Origin of the sequence: Candidatus Methanoprimaticola sp. MG2 (assembly GCF_047501175.1) — an archaeon.
Classification (GTDB): Archaea; Thermoplasmatota; Thermoplasmata; order Methanomassiliicoccales; family Methanomethylophilaceae; genus Methanoprimaticola.
In genome coordinates, this window is the sequence record NZ_JBEQWH010000008.1 from 49,559 (window position 1) to 64,946 (window position 15,388).

14 protein-coding genes are annotated in these 15,388 nt (G+C 60.6%); 11 read left to right on the top strand and 3 right to left on the bottom strand.

Annotation, left to right across the window (positions count from 1 at the left end; genetic code table 11):
* Positions 1–115: 115 nt before the first annotated feature.
* The 11 genes from atwA (at position 116) to V5D86_RS07165 (ending at position 11,092) form a co-directional block, all read left to right on the top strand.
* Positions 116–1,726 carry a methyl coenzyme M reductase system, component A2 gene (gene atwA / locus V5D86_RS07115; protein WP_414595993.1) on the top strand — a complete coding sequence of 537 codons (1,611 nt, stop codon included), beginning with the start codon at positions 116–118 and terminating at the stop codon, positions 1,724–1,726.
* Positions 1,727–2,344 carry a methyl-coenzyme M reductase I operon protein C gene (gene mcrC / locus V5D86_RS07120; RefSeq protein WP_414595994.1) on the top strand — a complete coding sequence of 206 codons (618 nt, stop codon included), beginning with the start codon at positions 1,727–1,729 and terminating at the stop codon, positions 2,342–2,344.
* Positions 2,341–3,855, top strand: a complete 1,515-nt coding sequence (locus tag V5D86_RS07125; protein ID WP_414595995.1) for a methanogenesis marker 3 protein — start codon at positions 2,341–2,343, stop codon at positions 3,853–3,855. Before mcrC ends, V5D86_RS07125 begins: the two co-directional genes overlap by 4 nt.
* Positions 3,852–4,274 carry a DUF2102 domain-containing protein gene (locus V5D86_RS07130; protein WP_414595996.1) on the top strand — a complete coding sequence of 141 codons (423 nt, stop codon included), beginning with the start codon at positions 3,852–3,854 and terminating at the stop codon, positions 4,272–4,274. Before V5D86_RS07125 ends, V5D86_RS07130 begins: the two co-directional genes overlap by 4 nt.
* Entirely contained in the window at positions 4,271–4,705 is a 435-nt protein-coding gene (locus V5D86_RS07135; RefSeq protein ID WP_414595997.1) for a methanogenesis marker 5 protein, read from the top strand. The genes V5D86_RS07130 and V5D86_RS07135 overlap by 4 nt, the downstream gene beginning before the upstream one ends.
* Complete coding sequence (locus tag V5D86_RS07140) at positions 4,702–5,925, top strand: methanogenesis marker 15 protein (protein ID WP_414595998.1); 1,224 nt, start codon at positions 4,702–4,704, stop codon at positions 5,923–5,925. The genes V5D86_RS07135 and V5D86_RS07140 overlap by 4 nt, the downstream gene beginning before the upstream one ends.
* A 9-nt stretch (positions 5,926–5,934) precedes the next feature.
* Positions 5,935–6,501, top strand: a complete 567-nt coding sequence (locus V5D86_RS07145) for a methanogenesis marker 17 protein (protein WP_414595999.1) — start codon at positions 5,935–5,937, stop codon at positions 6,499–6,501.
* A complete protein-coding gene (locus V5D86_RS07150) occupies positions 6,494–7,426 on the top strand; it encodes a methyl-coenzyme M reductase family protein (RefSeq protein WP_414596000.1) in 933 nt (310 codons plus the stop codon). The genes V5D86_RS07145 and V5D86_RS07150 overlap by 8 nt, the downstream gene beginning before the upstream one ends.
* Entirely contained in the window at positions 7,423–7,863 is a 441-nt protein-coding gene (locus V5D86_RS07155; RefSeq protein ID WP_414596001.1) for a GIY-YIG nuclease family protein, read from the top strand. The genes V5D86_RS07150 and V5D86_RS07155 overlap by 4 nt, the downstream gene beginning before the upstream one ends.
* A 153-nt stretch (positions 7,864–8,016) precedes the next feature.
* Positions 8,017–10,767 (top strand): FAD-binding oxidoreductase, encoded by a 2,751-nt coding sequence (locus V5D86_RS07160; RefSeq protein WP_414596002.1) that lies wholly within the window; start codon positions 8,017–8,019, stop codon positions 10,765–10,767.
* Positions 10,768–10,927: 160 nt separating this feature from the next.
* A complete protein-coding gene (locus V5D86_RS07165) occupies positions 10,928–11,092 on the top strand; it encodes a DUF362 domain-containing protein (RefSeq protein WP_414596003.1) in 165 nt (54 codons plus the stop codon).
* A 150-nt stretch (positions 11,093–11,242) separates the two neighbouring features.
* On the opposite strand, the gene V5D86_RS07170 is transcribed toward V5D86_RS07165, so the two are convergent.
* From V5D86_RS07170 to V5D86_RS07180, 3 genes are read right to left on the bottom strand one after another with little or no spacing between them, the layout of a single operon-like run.
* Complete coding sequence (locus V5D86_RS07170) at positions 11,243–13,045, bottom strand: ABC transporter ATP-binding protein (RefSeq protein ID WP_414596004.1); 1,803 nt, start codon at positions 13,043–13,045, stop codon at positions 11,243–11,245.
* Complete coding sequence (locus V5D86_RS07175; protein WP_414596005.1) at positions 13,042–14,790, bottom strand: ABC transporter ATP-binding protein; 1,749 nt, start codon at positions 14,788–14,790, stop codon at positions 13,042–13,044. The genes V5D86_RS07170 and V5D86_RS07175 overlap by 4 nt, the downstream gene beginning before the upstream one ends.
* Positions 14,787–15,350, bottom strand: coding sequence for a hypothetical protein (locus tag V5D86_RS07180; RefSeq protein WP_414596006.1), 564 nt, complete (start codon positions 15,348–15,350; stop codon positions 14,787–14,789). Before V5D86_RS07180 ends, V5D86_RS07175 begins: the two co-directional genes overlap by 4 nt.
* Between the last annotated feature and the right edge of the window lie 38 nt (positions 15,351–15,388).

A 15,388-nucleotide genomic window follows, 5' to 3' on the forward strand; every position in this document is an offset into this window, starting at 1 on the left:
TATTGCAAACAATGTTTCCGCACATATCCAGCACTGAAATTCAACGGGGTTAACACCCCAATAGATTGCGCGCGCGCTCGGATGGGTTTATATGGGGCAAGGGTTTGGCTGAACTATGGCTCAAGAGTTGGCTGAACTTCTTGTGATCGAGAATGTCTCCAAGTCCTTCAACGGGAACTGCGTTCTTGATAACTTCAGTGCTAGGCTGTCCACCGGCAAGATCCTCGGTCTGATCGGTAAGAGCGCCGCAGGAAAGAGTGTCCTGATCCATATGCTCAGGGGAAGCGAGGAGTACGCTCCGGACAAAGGACGCGTCATCTACAACGTCAACCGCTGCTGCAAGTGCGGCAACCTGGACCTCCCGTTCAAAGGGAAGGAGTGTTCCAGATGCGGCGGGGAGACCGAGACCCTCGCGGTCGACTTCTGGTCCCTCAAGTCCGACGACCCCCTCAGGCAGGCCGTCAAGTCCAGGATCGCGATCATGCTCCAGAGGACGTTCGCCCTCTTCGGTGACATGTCGGTCGTCGAGAATGTCATGGAGGCCATCCCCGCCGACATCACCGGGGATGTCAGGACATCCCGTGCGATCGAGCTGCTCGAGCTCGTCAACATGACGCACAGGACCACGCACATCGCCAGGGACCTGTCCGGAGGGGAGAAGCAGAGGGTCGTCATGGCCAGGCAGTTGGCGAAGGAGCCGCTGTTCTTCCTCGCGGATGAGCCCACCGGGACCCTGGACCCCACCACGGCCGAGATCGTCCACGACGGTCTCGTCAACTACGTCAGGAGCAAGGGCATCTGCATGGTGTTCGCATCCCACTGGCCCGAGGCCATCGAGAGGATGGCGGACGACGCCGTCCTCCTGGACGCCGGAAAGACGACCTGTCAGGGCGCCCCGTCCACCGTGTGTCAGACGTTCATGAAGGACTACCGCTTCGATGCCACCAAGAAGGAGGGCATCCTCGGAGACCCGCTCATAGTCCTCGACGACGCCAAGAAGCACTACTTCTCGGTCGTCAGAGGGGTCGTCAAGGCGGTCGACGGCGTGTCGTTCGACATAAAGGAGAGGGAGATCTTCGCATTGGTCGGATATTCCGGAGCCGGCAAGACCACCACATCCAGGATGATCGCCGGAATGAGCCCCGTGACGTCCGGGTCCGTGAAGATCAAGATCGGGGACGATTGGGTCGACATGTCCGAGAGCGGGTTCATGGGCAAGGGAAGGGCCACGCCGTACATCGGGTTCCTGCACCAGGAGTACACCCTGTATCCGTTTGACACGGTCCTTCAGAACCTGAGCACGTGCATCGGTATGAAGATGCCTGCGGAGCTCGCCAAGATAAAGGCCATCCAGGTCCTCGTCAGCGTGGGGTTCGACAAGGCCAACGTGGAGAAGATCCTCTACGCGTACCCCGATTCGCTCTCCGTCGGAGAGCAGCAGAGGATCGCGTTCGCACAGGTCCTCATCAAGGAGCCCAGGATCATCGTCCTCGATGAGCCCACCGGTACGATGGACCCGATCACCAAGACGATCATCGCGAAATCCGTCATCCGTGCGAGGGAGACCCTGGGCGAGACCTTCCTGGTCGTCAGTCACGACATGGACTTCGTCATGAACTGCTGCGACAGGGCCGCATTCATGAAGGGAGGCAAGGTCGTCACACTCGGGGATCCCAAGGAGGTCCTCGAGGAATTCGGTATGGAGCCCGTTCCCGAAGGTGAATGAATGAAGCAGAAGATGGGGAGATACCTCAGCTTCGTCGAGTGCAGGGAGTCCATGGGGCTCGGTGTCGGGGGCGGGCTGGCCATGAGGGCCACCATCTCCGAGTCCGGCAGGGACGTCGTGGCGATAGCCATGGGTCCTGGTCGCAGGCACATCACCAAGCCGGTGTGCGAGATCACCTACGCGCTGAGGGAGGAGGGCATAGACACCAGCGTCCTGGTCGTGAACGCAGGCTCGGGCGTCCCGGCCGATGCCCCCGACATGACCACCGGGTCGTACTTCGGACTGGACCCGATAGAGGTCGAGCGCATACAGCAGTTCAAGGTCGCGCTGATCCACCTGGGCAACGTGCGCCTTCACATAATCTACAAGGCGAGGCTGATCCTAAGGAACGTGAACATACCTGCCATAATCGTGGCGCAGTGTCCCGTCGACTACGAGGATTTCGCCGCCATCGGGGTGAAGACGTCCAAGGTGATGCCCCCCGATGACAAGATCCAGACCAAGGGCGAGATCGTGGAGATCGTCACCGGCGTCGTCAGGGGAGTGACATGCACCCAGGACAAGCTGGACGAGATCGTCTCGAAGGTACAGTCGATGCTGCCGGAGGGTTCCAGATGAAGGTCCTCGTCAACGGTGTCGAGAAGACGTTGAAGGCGGGATCCACCCTCAAGACCGCCATTGCCGGCGAGCCCTACGTGAAAGGATCACTCATCGCGGTCCATCTCTCGGAGGAGAGGCTCGTCACGGAGACCCGTGACTTCGAGATAGAGACGCCCAGGGGAAGGATGGTCCTCCGCCTCAACGAGAGCCCCGAGGCGGAGATATGGAAGAGCAACCTCGACAGGATGAGCGGCATCAGTTCGAGGTGGGTGACGCACAACATCGTCTCGTTCGGAAGCTTCCCCACCGACATGGAGGTGGACAGGGAGTCGTACTTCTACAAGACCTACGACTGTTTCCTGGCCCTCGGGGGTTTCGACAACCATACGACGTACATCATGATCGCCAGGGACAACCACACCGGCTCGTACGGCGCCGGGAAGGCGGTGATCGGGAGGATCACGGTGGGAAGGCACATCCTGGACGAGATCCGCGAGGGTGACGGCATACTGTCGGTCCGCCCCCTGATGTCCGAGACCAGCAGCGAGAACGTGAAGGTCACGGACGACCTGTCGTTCCGTCTCGAGGACGGGTACCGCATAGAGACGTACATGGGACTCAGGCTCGACCGCAGGTCCCCGGTCTCCGCGGAGCATGCGCTCATACTGTCCGGGAAGGGGAGCATAGAGGTCACCGAGAGCACCGGCAGCTTCGCCGCATGTTCGGAGGACCTGGACGTGGAGATCCCCGTGGAGGACGTCGTGGTCAGGGAATCGGGAGCCGTCACCGTCAGGAACGACGGCCTCGGGAAGGGCCGTCTGTACATGTACAGGCAGAGGCGCCAGCTGTCGGAGTCCCACAACAACGCCGGTGCCGTGTACAATGGCATGGCGCTCCTCTCGTACGTCGGGAAGGGGGACAGGCTGACCGTCGTCACGGACCCCCCGCGCATCCTGGCGGTCGGCATGACCCAGGCCGAGGGGGAGAGGTTCCTGGCGGATGCCGGCATCAAGGTCAGGCGCACCGGGGACGCATCGGACGATGCGATCGTCGTCGAGCAGAGCCCGGAGAGGACCCTCGAGGCGCTGGACGCCGGCGAGGTGGAGCTGTTCGGGGTCCCCAGGGACAGGGTGTTCAGGGTCAAGCTGACGGACAAGGACCGCATCAGCGCGGGATACTTCAGGAAGGTCACCGGGCTCAGCCACAAGCCGGTCGGGATCCTGAAGGTCCAGTTCACGTTCGAGGGTCTCCCCATGGTGACGTTCTACGGCGACGAGGACCGCGGCAAGAACCTGTACCCCCAGGACCCGTTCAAGAAGGTCAAGAGGGGCGACATCGGTCTGACCAATCAGGCCAGGCCCCATCGCGGTCTGATCGGCATAAGGCTGGAGGACAGCAAGGACTACGGTCCCACCGGCGAGGAGGGATACGGTACCAACATCGTGGGAAGGTTCGAGGATGACCTGGACAGGCTCATGAAGGACCTGAACGAGGATGATACGATCTATATAACGGAGGAAGAGCTGTGAGCGCAGAAAGAGAGACAAGACTGCTCATGATATCGCCGAGCTCGATGCTCACGCCGGACCAGTTGGTCCGCATGGTCCATTCTTTCGGGATGGAGGTGATCGTCAAGGAGACCTGCTACGGGTGCCTGATCGAGGCCCCGGCGGCGGTGGCCAGGGAGGTCCTCTCCAGGGTAAGGGAGAGGTATCCCAACGAGGTGTTCTCCAAGATCAGGGCATACAGGTGCAGCGACCCAGTCAGATGCAGGGCGCAGCACGGCACCAGGCCCGGATACGCCCAGCTCGAGGAGGAGTGGGCGTTGCTTTCCAAGATACAGCACGGCCTGGAGGAGGTCGGCCGCGGGGCCGGCAAGATCGAGCCCGTGGAGAAGAAACGTCTTCCCGTAAACGACTTCAAAAAGATCTGCGAGGCGCAGCGATGAAGATTTTCATAGATCCACCTAACAGCCTTGTGCTCTTCGACCTTGTGGAGAGGTTCGGACACGAGCCGCTCAGTGCCATGGCTGCCATTCAGGAGAAGGTTGACAACCTGGAGGTCGACATGCCTCCGATGAACGTCACCCTGGACGATGTCGTCAAGGGACTCAAGTACGCGGGGGTCGAGGTGCCCTCGGGCATCAGGGGAAGGCTGGCCCTCTGGGGTCCCATGATCGAGGAGGCCGATGCGGCGATCATCATGGACGACTGCCCCTACAGCTTCGGATGCGTCGGATGCGAGAGGTCCAACATCATGGTGAAGTACCTGATCAAGAGGCGCGGCATCCCCGTGCTGAACGTCAACTATCCCGAGGACGAGGCCCAGGCCACCGATTTCGTCGCGCGCACAAAGGAATTCCTGGAGGGACTTCAATGACCATCAAGATCGCACAGCTTTCATGCGGAACCGAATACAGCAGTGTCCAGTACGAGATCGAGAAGGCGGCAAGGTCCGTCGGGGCCAAGATCGTGTATCCCGACGTGTCCGCGGCCGATATCGACGACGCGGTGAAGAGGTTCGGATTCTCGCCCCGTTCGCCCCAGCTCAAGCTGATGATCGCGAGGGCGGCCGCCCTTGCCGACGAGAGGTACGATGCGGACGCGGTGTTCATCAGCACATGCTTCAGGTGCGCCGAGGCCGCGCTCGTCAGGAACGAGCTGAGGAGGTTCATCCAGGAGCACACCAGGCTCCCCGTGGTCACATACTCCTTCACAGAGAGGCTCAAGGCATCCCAGCTCCTCACGAGGATGGAGGCCCTGGTGACCATCGTGTCCAGGAAGGAGCTCCTCGCCAGGGAGAGGCAGACCGGGATAACCGCCGGTCTCGACTCCGGGTCGTCGACGACGAAGGCCGTCATCATGGAGAACAACAAGATCATAGGGAAGGACTGGACGCCGTCCGGGGACGTCGTCGCGTCCGCCACCCAGGTACTCAACAACGCCATGAAGATGGCGGGCGTGGAGATGAAGGACATCGAGGCCATCGGGACCACCGGGTACGGGAGGTTCACCCTCGGCCAGCACTTCAATGCCAAACTGGTGCAGGAGGAGCTCACCGTCAACTCGAAGGGTGCCGTCTGGCTTGCGGACAAGCAGAAGGGCGAGGCCACCATCATTGACATAGGCGGTATGGACAACAAGGCCATCACCGTCAGGGACGGGGTCCCCGACAACTTCACCATGGGAGGGATCTGCGCCGGAGCGTCCGGAAGGTTCCTCGAGATGACCTCCAAGAGGCTCAAGATCGACGTCACCGAGCTCGGCGCCCTCGCCGACAAGGGCAACTGGCGTAACGCGAAGATGAACTCCTACTGCTCGGTCTTCGGTATCCAGGACCTCGTCACCACACTGGGTGACGGGAAGAGCTTCGAGGATGTGGCCGCGGCAGCATGCCACTCGGTCGCCGAGCAGGTGTACGAGCAGCAGCTCCAGGAGATCGATGTCAGGCGCCCCATCATCCAGGTCGGCGGGACGTCGCTGATATCCGGTCTGGTCACTCAGGTCGGGGAGGTCCTCGGCGAGAAGCCCATCGTCCCTCCCGACTCCCAGTACATCGGTGCCGTGGGCGGCGCTCTGCTGAGCTCCGGATTCCTGTGAGGGATGCCGATGGACATACAGATAGTGGGTGACGACCAGTACGGCAGGGACGCCTACGCCAAGCTGTTCGATGAGATCATGAGCGACCTGAACAAGGCCGTCCTCATCGACAGGGTGAGGCTGACCCTCCGTCCGGACGTCCCATTGTTCCTGTTCTCCATCGTCCTGAAGGCCGCCCCGGGTCCCAAGACCGTAGGAGACGTCTCCACGGTCAGGACCGATGTCGGCGGAGTTCATGTGACGATCACCGAGGAGCGCTACGCCCCGGACATACTGGAGATGCTCTTCTCCAGGTACGGGAGGCAGAACGTCGTCCAGCAGACCAGGTTCGACCTCGACGTGAAGGGTGCCTCCGAGCCCGACGTGGCATCGCTGGTGGTGTCCTCCGGGGAGGAGGACAGGAGGGAGATCATGGGCGCCCTGTGGAGGACGATGCCCGAGGGGATCAAGAACAGGAAGACCCTGATGACCGGCAATGTGATAACCGTCGTCGCGACGGAGGAGCTCCTCACCGCCGAGATGATCGACGAGGGAAGGAAGGAGCATGTTGCGATGGGAGGTTCCGCAGATGTTTGAGGTCCTGATGTATGACGGAGGGGTGTACCGTTCGGACGAGCTGTACGAGATCATCGACGATGTCGGCGGTGTCGTCCTGCAGAAGAACCGCAGCTCCCAGATGCTCACCGTGGTCATGTCCGTCCCCGAGGAGGACCGTGCCGCCGTAGAGGCGGTGTGCCGCGACATCGGAGGGGAGGTGAGGAGCGTCCCGTTGGCGGGCACGGAGATAGCCGTCGTCGGCCCCACTCTGGGGAGGCACCACATGCCCCATCCGATCTGCGACATCGCCGAGATCCTGAGGAGGTACGGGGCGGTCACCGTCGTCATGGGAATGGCCAGGGGCCGCGGGAAGGCGACCTCCCAGATATCCATGACCGAGAGGTGCATAATAGACGAGTACGACGCCGCGATCTTCATGATGGGCAACTTCAAGAGCTGCGTGGAGACGAAGGCCGAGCTCATGAGGGACATCCATGTCCCGACGCTGCTGGTGTCCGGCCCCCATCCGGAGGGCGTGGACGACACCTGCGATGCTATCGTGTCCGGTGTCGGGCGCAAGGCCTCCAGGATGAGGTCCCCGGACGAGAGGGCGAAGCTCGACGAGATCGTCGATGCCCTGGAGAGGATCCTCAAGGACAAGAAGCGCAGCCTGGAGGAGGACCCGCTCTACGTCCAGCCTGCGGACGTGAAGACCCTGCTCGAGAGCTACGAGCCCATCAACATGTGCCTCAGGCCTGCGCCGATGGTCATACACCTCGACGGCCTGAGGATCAAGATCCCCTATGCCGAGCACAGGGAGTACCTGGAGAACGTCGAGATCTACGGCAGGAAGCTCGGGGAGATCGCCGACATATCCCCGTCCAAGATCGACGACAGCAGCATCGTCGTCCGCATCAGGACCCGCTCCCAGGTAGAGGACATGGACCGCAAGAGAGGCGAATGATCCGCAAGGGAACGTACGTTCTGGAAATCGCCCTGGACGCCTGCTTGGACATACGGGTGGGCGCCCTGGGCACCATTACCTTCCCGGAGGGGCTGTACTGCTACACGGGCAGCGCCATGGGAGGGATAGACCAGAGGGTGTCGAGGCACATCCTCGGGGAGAAGAGGCTCAGGTGGCATGCGGACTACCTCACGGTGAACGCGTCATGGGTCCGCGCCTTCGTCTCTTATCCCGATTTCGTACCCGAGTGCGAGCTCGCGCGCATGGCGGAGGAGTGCGGGATGGAGCCTTTCGCCCCCGGCTTCGGATGCTCGGACTGCAGGTGCCGGACCCATCTCTTCCGTACGGACGCGGCCGCGTTGGAGGATCTGGAGGACAGGGCGGGCCTCGTGCCGTTCGAGCTTTTCTCCGTCGGTCCAAACAATGATAAAAAATGATATTGTCGGATATGTCGGCACAGTTCACCCAGCATTTTCCGGGATCATGATTTATCTCATTTATTCTAATTATTTTTCTGAGCGAGAAACCATTATAATGAGAGATGACCTTCGCGACTCCGTTAACACCGCTGTAGTGCGGAGGTTCATCAAATGAAGTGCGCAACGACTGAGAAACAGGTATCTTCCGAGGAGATCGAGCACATCGCGTCCCTCATCGGAAACTCCAAGATCAGGAACGAGGAGGGTGCGGTCATCGTCACCCCCGCGAACAACGAGGAGCTCGGCAAGGTCATCGCCAGTGCGACGTCCAACGGCATCACGGTCTCCCCCCTGTCCAGGAAGGGCACCCACACCGAGGGAGCCGTCCTCATCGACATGTCCGAGATGGCCGGCATCATCGATGTCGACACTGTCCATATGACCGTCAAGGCCCAGGCGGGATGCAAGATCACCGCTCTGATGAAGGCCGTCGACGATGCAGGGTTCACCCTCGGGGTCATCCCTGCAGGGGAGGACGCCACCGTCGAGGACTGGATCTACACCGAGGAGGCAGGCATCGGTTCCTACAAGTACGGGACCGTCAAGGACAGCGTCTACAACGTCTGCGCCGTCGACTCCGCCGGAGGTCTCCTGGTCACCGGATTCGATGACATCGGGTACTACATGAGTGGATTCAACCTCATCCAGACCATCGTCGCCTCCTCCGGAAGGCTCGCGATCGTCTCCGAGGTCACGTTCAAGATGATCCCCAAGGGCGTCACCAAGGCCGTCGCCTACGAGTTCCCCGACTGCGCGACCATGCAGGCCGCGTTCCTCAAGATCGGCCACGAGGCATCCGTCAGGCCCCTCCAGATCTCATTCAACGGCAAGCTGGCGGTCATGGCCTTCCAGGGCGACGAGGAGTTCGTCGACCTCGACATCCAGATGATGGACGCCCTCATGGCGGACATCGGTGCCGCCAAGGCCGACCAGTGCGTCGCCGACGAGAAGTTCGGCGGGATCAGGAGCGGTGCATGCGTCAACCCCGACGCGGTCACCATGTACGTCCCCCTGAAGAACATGGACGCCTACGTGGCTGCCGCCAAGGAGATCGCCGAGTTCAACGTCGCCGGTAACATCCCCGACAAGAGCACCGCATGCATCAAGCTGACCGGTGATGTGGGAGAGGATAAGTACGAGGCCGCCGCCGACAAAGCCGCGGAGTTCGGAGGAAGGTCCAGCATCAGGTGTCCCAGCAAGTACAGGGACGAGGCCACCAACAGGTACATCAAGAGGATCGAGAACGGATTCCTCGGTGCAGATGTCGAGGAGGTCAAGCTCTCCAAGAAGGTCGACGAGAAGATCATCAATGCCCTGAAGGACATCGTCGGTGCGAAGAACGTCACCACGTCCGCCATGGACAAGCTGCTGTACTGCAAGGACATGGCTCCCCTCCCCAAGGAGGCCGGGATAGCGTTCAACAACATCCCCGACGTCATCGTCAGGCCCGAGAGCGTCGCCCAGATGTCCGCCGTCGTGAAGCTCGCGCATGACAACGGTATCCCCGTGGTCCCCAGGGGCAACTCGTCCTGGGGACTCGGAGGGTGCATGCCCACGTCCGGAGGTATCGTCCTCGACATGCCCTCCAAGATGAACAACATCCTCGAGATCAACGAGGAGAGCCTGTACGTCAAGGTCCAGGCGGGATGCACGTGGAAGAGGCTCCTCGATGCCTGCATGAAGAAGGGCTACATCATCGGTTCCTACCCCTCCTCGTTCCCCTCCGCCACGATTGGAGCATGGTACTCCACCAATGGAATGGGTATCGGGTCCTACAAGTACGGCTCCGCCAGGGAGAACGTCCTGAACGCGGAGGTCGTCGTGGACGACGGTTCCGTCGTCACCACCGGATGGGACGACCTCGGATCCTACCGCGCATCCTTCAACCTCAACCAGTTCTTCTCCGGAGCGGAGGGGACACTCGGATTCATCGGAACCTTCACCATGAGGATCCACCCCATGGGAGAGGTCAGGTGCCTCGCATACGAGTTCGACAACCTGAAGGACATCGACGGACCCATGCAGGCCCTCGTTGCCCACCCGTCCGTCAGGCCCCTGCACGTCGCCTGGTCCGACTACATGCACTTCCAGAACCAGCACAGGGCAGGCGTCCACGCCCCCGACGTGAAGAACCTCTGGCTCGTCACCCTCCAGGGCGATGAGAAGCACAACGACCTCGAGGAGGCCGCGGTGTCCGCCATGGCCGAGGCCGCCGGCGGAAGGAAGCTCGCCAACGAGATCGCCGAGCACGAGTGGGAGGAGAGGTGCTACGAGTTCAGGGCAAGGAAGGTCGGAGTCGGGGAGATCCCCGCCGAGGTCATCGTGCCCACAGTGAACTGGGGACAGTTCTCCGACGACTGCTACACCGGATTCAAGGAGATGAAGATGGAGGCCGGAGGGGTCATCGGTGTCATGGTCGACAGGTCCACCGCACTCTGGATGCCCTACTACTTCAAGGACGATGAGCAGCTCCTCGGGATGCTCGCATTCGGATTCAACTTCTACCTGGGCGACGTTGCCGCAAGGTACGGAGGAAGGACAACCGGGTTCGGAGTGTTCTTCGCATGGATGACCGATGTGATCCACACCCATGAGACCGCCAGGAAGCTGAGGCAGCTCAAGACCAACCTCGATCCCCGCGACATCGTCAACCCCGGTCACGTGACCAGCGGAATGACCAGGTTCGGGGTCGACATGAACAAGACCCTCATGTCCATGGGCAGCATGCTCATGCAGACCGTCAAGAAGCTCATGCCCGCCGACAAGACCTTCCAGAACAACCTCCAGAGGTTCAGATACGACGACATGGAGCACCTGAAGGTCCTCGACAGGGAGCACAAGCTGGGAGACGGTACCCAGTGATCCCGGGGCCGGGCACGCCCCGGCCTCACCCAAACCATTTTGTCCTCGGGGCATTCTCATCCCACGCCATGTCCATCGACCCCGGTTCACCATCGATGTCCTCAGGCGTCCAGACAAACGTATATCATCTTCCGTACCGATTCTGAACCAGGTCGTAAAGATGCCTACTGTAAAAGCGAGTGAATGTGTCGCCTGTGGCGCATGTTCCGATGTGTGCCCTCAGGATGCCATCCTGATCGAGGATGTCGCCGTCATTCTCGGCGATAAATGTGTGGACTGCGGGGCATGCATCGACGAGTGTCCCGCCTGCGCCATTGTCGAGTGATCGGCACAAAACGGCGGCTCGCCCGCCATTTTCCCATATATGACAATTATCCCGTCCTTCTACCCGCGGTCCACCATGGCTGCATCCCGATGCCGGTGACGGCCGCCGTTAAGGGGTTTCCGGGATCCGGCCGTCGCGACCGGACCCCGCTCATTCGGCGTCGTTGTCGAACTGGCTGTTGTACAGGTCGGAGTAGAACCCGCCCTTCGACAGCAGTCCGTCGTGCGTCCCCTGCTCGATGATGTTCCCATCCTTCATGACGAGTATCAGGTCCGCGTTGCGGATGGTGGACAGACGATGGGCTATCACGAACGACGTGCGCCCTTCCGTCAGCTTGTCCATCGCATCCTGGATCGCCTTCTCCGTCCTGGTGTCCACCGAGCTCGTTGCCTCGTCGAGGATCAGCAGTGGTGCGTTCTCTATCATCGCACGGGCGATGGTGACCTGCTGCCTCTGACCGACGGACAGGGACGACCCGTCGCCGATGTTCGTGTCGTACCCTTCGGGAAGGGTCTCTATGAAGTGCTTGAGACCCACCGCCCTGCACACCTCGTCCAGTCTCTCGTCGGAGACGTCGGGCTTGCTGTACACGATGTTCTCCCTCATGGTGCCCTCGAAGAGCCACGTGTCCTGGAGAACCATGCAGAACAGGTCGTGCACGTTGGAGCGTGTGATGTCCTTCGTTGACACCCCGTCGATCAGGATGTCACCGCTGTTCACCTCGTAGAACCTCATCAGGAGATTCACTATCGTGGTCTTCCCCGCACCCGTGGGTCCGACGATGGCGACCTTCTGTCCGGGCTCTATGTTGGCGGAGAACCCGTGCACGATCTCCTTGTCGGGAAGGTATCCGAAGCGCACATCCTTGAACTCGACATGTCCCTTCACGTCGGTGAGCACGGCGGTCTTGGACGACTCGTCCTCCATCTCGTTCGCCTCCAGGAATGCGAAGACCCTCTCCGAGGCGGCCGCGGTGGACTGCATATACACCACCGCCTGGGAGATCTGCGACAGGGGCTGGGTGAACAGTCTCACATAGAGCATGAACGCGACTATGACCCCTATGGAGATGTCCCCGCTCAGGACGAGCACGGCTCCGACTATGCACACCATGACGTATCCGAAGTTCCCGATGAAGTTCATCAGGGGCATCATGAGTCCGCTGAGGAACTGGGATCTGAATGCGCTGCTGAACAGACTGTCGTTGATCTCGTCGAACCTCTTCTTGGCGTTGACCTCCCCGCCGTATGCCTTGACCACGAGATGACCGGTGTAGATCTCCTCCACATGCCCGTTCATCGCTCCGAGGTCCCTCTGCTGTATGGCGAAGTACTTCTGGGAGCGTGACATGATGATCGCGATCAGCGCGAATCCCGCCAGAGAGGACAGGATAGCCGTGACCATCATCGGCACGTTCGTTATGGCCATCATTATCGAGGACCCGATCAGCATGGTCACCGCGGAGACCAGGGTGGTTATGCTCTGGTTCATGGCCTGGCCGATCGTGTCCACGTCGTTGGTCACGCGGCTCATCACGTCCCCGGTGGTCGTGCTGTCGAAGTATCCGAGGGGGAGCCTGTTGATCTTCCGGGATATGTCCCTGCGGAGGTTCGATGCCGTCCTCTGGGTGACTGTGGCGAGGATGTACGTCTCGAGGAACATCAGCACGCATCCGATGGCCACGATGACGATCAGGGTCACTCCGATGCTGGCTATGCTGTCCAGGTCCATCGTGCCGGTCAGACCTACGGTGATCAGGTCCGTGATCTGCTTCAGAATGTCCGGCGTCACCAGGGACATTATGGTGCCGACGGCCGAGAAGACCAATGCGACGATGAACGGTATGCGGTACCTGTCGATGTATCCGAACAGCTTGCTCCAGGCAAGTTTGAAATCCTCGGCCTTGTCGAGGCTCATCCCCTCGGTCCTCTCATGCTTCTTTCCGCGGTTCATTGCATCAGCTCCTCCTCGGAAAGTTGCGAACGGGCTATGTCCAGGTACACGGGGCAGTTCTCCAGCAGCTCCCTGTGGGTCCCGATGCCCGCTACGTGACCGTCGTCCAGCACTATGATGCGGTCCGCGTCCAGTATCGTTCCGATCCTCTGCGCTATTATCAGCGTGGTCACGCCGGCCGTCTCCCTGCGCAGGGCCTCCCTGAGGGCCCTGTCGGTCCTGTAGTCCAGTGCGGAGAACGAGTCGTCGAAGATGTAGATCTCCGGGTCGCGACAGACCGCGCGTGCTATGGAGAGCCTCTGCTTCTGCCCTCCGGAGAAGTTGGTCCCTCCGGGAGTGACCTCGCCTCCGGTGCCTCCCTCCAGCCTGTCTACGAACTCCGCGGCCTGGGCGATGGATATGGCCCTACGGACCTCCTCCCTGGTCCTCTTGTCGGAGTCGCTCCCATATCTGACGTTGGAGTCGACGGTCCCTGCGAACATGAACGCCTTCTGCGGGACGTATCCGATCTTCCCGCGGAGGGCATCCAGGTCGTATTCCCTGACATCCCTCCCGTCGACCATCACGGACCCTTCGGTCACATCGTAGAACCTGGGTATCAGGTTGGCGAGTGTGGTCTTCCCGCTGCCGGTCGAACCGATGAATGCTACGGTCTCCCCCTTCCTGGCCTCGAACGATATGTCGCACAGTGTGTTCTCCGTGGTCCCGGGATATGTGAATGACACGTTCCTGAACGATACGGTCCCTTCCATTCCCGGAGTCCCCTCGCGGCCCCCTCCGTCCACGATGGAGGGCTCGGTCCCTATGACCTCCTCGATGCGTCTGGCGGATACCACGGCCCTGGGGAGGATCATGAAGATCACGATCATCATCATGAACGCCATCACGACCTGCATCGCATACGACGAGAACACGATCATGTCCGAGAACAGGATGTACTTCTCCATCGCCCCGGCCGAGGATATCAGGAGGGCCCCGATCCAGTAGATCGCCAGCGAGAGGCCGTTCATCAGTGCGCTCATCGATGGGAACATTATCGCCATCGCACGGTTGGCTGACAGGTTCGTATCCGTGAGGTTCCTGTTCGCTTCCGAGAACTTCTCCTCCTGATAGGATTCGGCGTTGTATGCGCGCACCACGCGCACCCCGGTAAGGTTCTCGCGGGTCGCACGGTTGACGTCGTCGGTCAGCCATTGGATCCTCTTGAACTTCGGACCGACATAGAGCATCAGGATCCCGATGAGGGCGACCATCAGGACGACGACCACGGCCGTGGCCAGGGTCCATTCCCAGTTCTTGTCGGCGATCTTCGTGATCGCCCACACTGCCATGATGGGCGCCTTGATGGTGACCTGAAGGCCCATCGCGACCGCCATCTGGACCTGGGTGATGTCGTTGGTGGAACGGGTGATCAGACTGGATGTGGAGAACCTGTTCATCTCCTCCAGGGAGAACGACTCCACCCTGGAGAACTGAAGGTCGCGGAGACGCTTGGACAGCGAGGCCGCGATGCCTGCGGCTATGAAACCGACGATGAACGACAGGACCAGGCTGAGAAGTGCGCAGACCAGCATCAGACCGCCGTTGGACAGCACCTCGTCGATGGAGCCGCCGGTGGTCATGATGGTGGTGATCTTGGACATGTAGTCCGGTATTTCCAGGTCCAGGTAGACCTGGAGTGCGATCAGGACCACGCACACGCCAGTGAGCGCCCAGTCCTTCCTGTCGAAGTATCTCAGTATCATGTCCCGTCCTCCCAATCGTCCCGGGCCTCCTTCTCGGGAGGGGTAACCACTATCGATGCGATGTACGCCTGCTGTTCCGCCGACGTGCGCTTGCTGTACGGTTCGCAGATTTGTGATATCCTCAGGGCGATGTCGTCAAGCTCCTGGGGCGTGGCATACAGCGCTATGCCGGCGATCCCCGCTCCGTCCCTCAGGATGTTGGCATCCTCGCTGGAGCAGTAGCGTTTGAACTTGTCCAGCATGACCAGGAGATACGATGCCATGATGGCGTAGAACGCGTCCTTGTCGTTCTCATCCTCCACTATCCTGGCCAGCTCCCTGCGGACCTTCTCGAACGAGTACGTCTTCTCGATTATGGCCCGCTTCTTCTCCTCGCGGACCACCTCCAGTATCCCATCCTCCTCCATCTGGCCGATGGACCTGTAGAGTGTGGCCTGGGAGATGTCGGGCAGGGACTCTATGATCTCCTTGGATGTCATGTCCCCCTTGTAGACCATGACCGCGATGATCCTCGCCTTGGGCACGCTGTTGAAGCAGCGTACGAGAGTCTCGGTATCCATATTATCTGAATATTGGAATTATCTCGTGTATATAATAT

What these genes read in the sequence shown, in the direction of transcription:
- atwA (WP_414595993.1), top strand. Translation starts at nt 116, where the DNA reads ATGGCTCAAGAGTTGGCTGAACTTCTTGTGATCGAGAATGTCTCCAAG.
- mcrC (WP_414595994.1), top strand. Translation starts at nt 1,727, where the DNA reads ATGAAGCAGAAGATGGGGAGATACCTCAGCTTCGTCGAGTGCAGGGAG.
- V5D86_RS07125 (WP_414595995.1), top strand. Translation starts at nt 2,341, where the DNA reads ATGAAGGTCCTCGTCAACGGTGTCGAGAAGACGTTGAAGGCGGGATCC.
- V5D86_RS07135 (WP_414595997.1), top strand. Translation starts at nt 4,271, where the DNA reads ATGAAGATTTTCATAGATCCACCTAACAGCCTTGTGCTCTTCGACCTT.
- V5D86_RS07140 (WP_414595998.1), top strand. Translation starts at nt 4,702, where the DNA reads ATGACCATCAAGATCGCACAGCTTTCATGCGGAACCGAATACAGCAGT.
- V5D86_RS07145 (WP_414595999.1), top strand. Translation starts at nt 5,935, where the DNA reads ATGGACATACAGATAGTGGGTGACGACCAGTACGGCAGGGACGCCTAC.
- V5D86_RS07150 (WP_414596000.1), top strand. Translation starts at nt 6,494, where the DNA reads ATGTTTGAGGTCCTGATGTATGACGGAGGGGTGTACCGTTCGGACGAG.
- V5D86_RS07155 (WP_414596001.1), top strand. Translation starts at nt 7,423, where the DNA reads ATGATCCGCAAGGGAACGTACGTTCTGGAAATCGCCCTGGACGCCTGC.
- V5D86_RS07160 (WP_414596002.1), top strand. Translation starts at nt 8,017, where the DNA reads ATGAAGTGCGCAACGACTGAGAAACAGGTATCTTCCGAGGAGATCGAG.
- V5D86_RS07165 (WP_414596003.1), top strand. Translation starts at nt 10,928, where the DNA reads ATGCCTACTGTAAAAGCGAGTGAATGTGTCGCCTGTGGCGCATGTTCC.
- V5D86_RS07170 (WP_414596004.1), bottom strand. Translation starts at nt 13,045, where the DNA reads ATGAACCGCGGAAAGAAGCATGAGAGGACCGAGGGGATGAGCCTCGAC.
- V5D86_RS07175 (WP_414596005.1), bottom strand. Translation starts at nt 14,790, where the DNA reads ATGATACTGAGATACTTCGACAGGAAGGACTGGGCGCTCACTGGCGTG.
- V5D86_RS07180 (WP_414596006.1), bottom strand. Translation starts at nt 15,350, where the DNA reads ATGGATACCGAGACTCTCGTACGCTGCTTCAACAGCGTGCCCAAGGCG.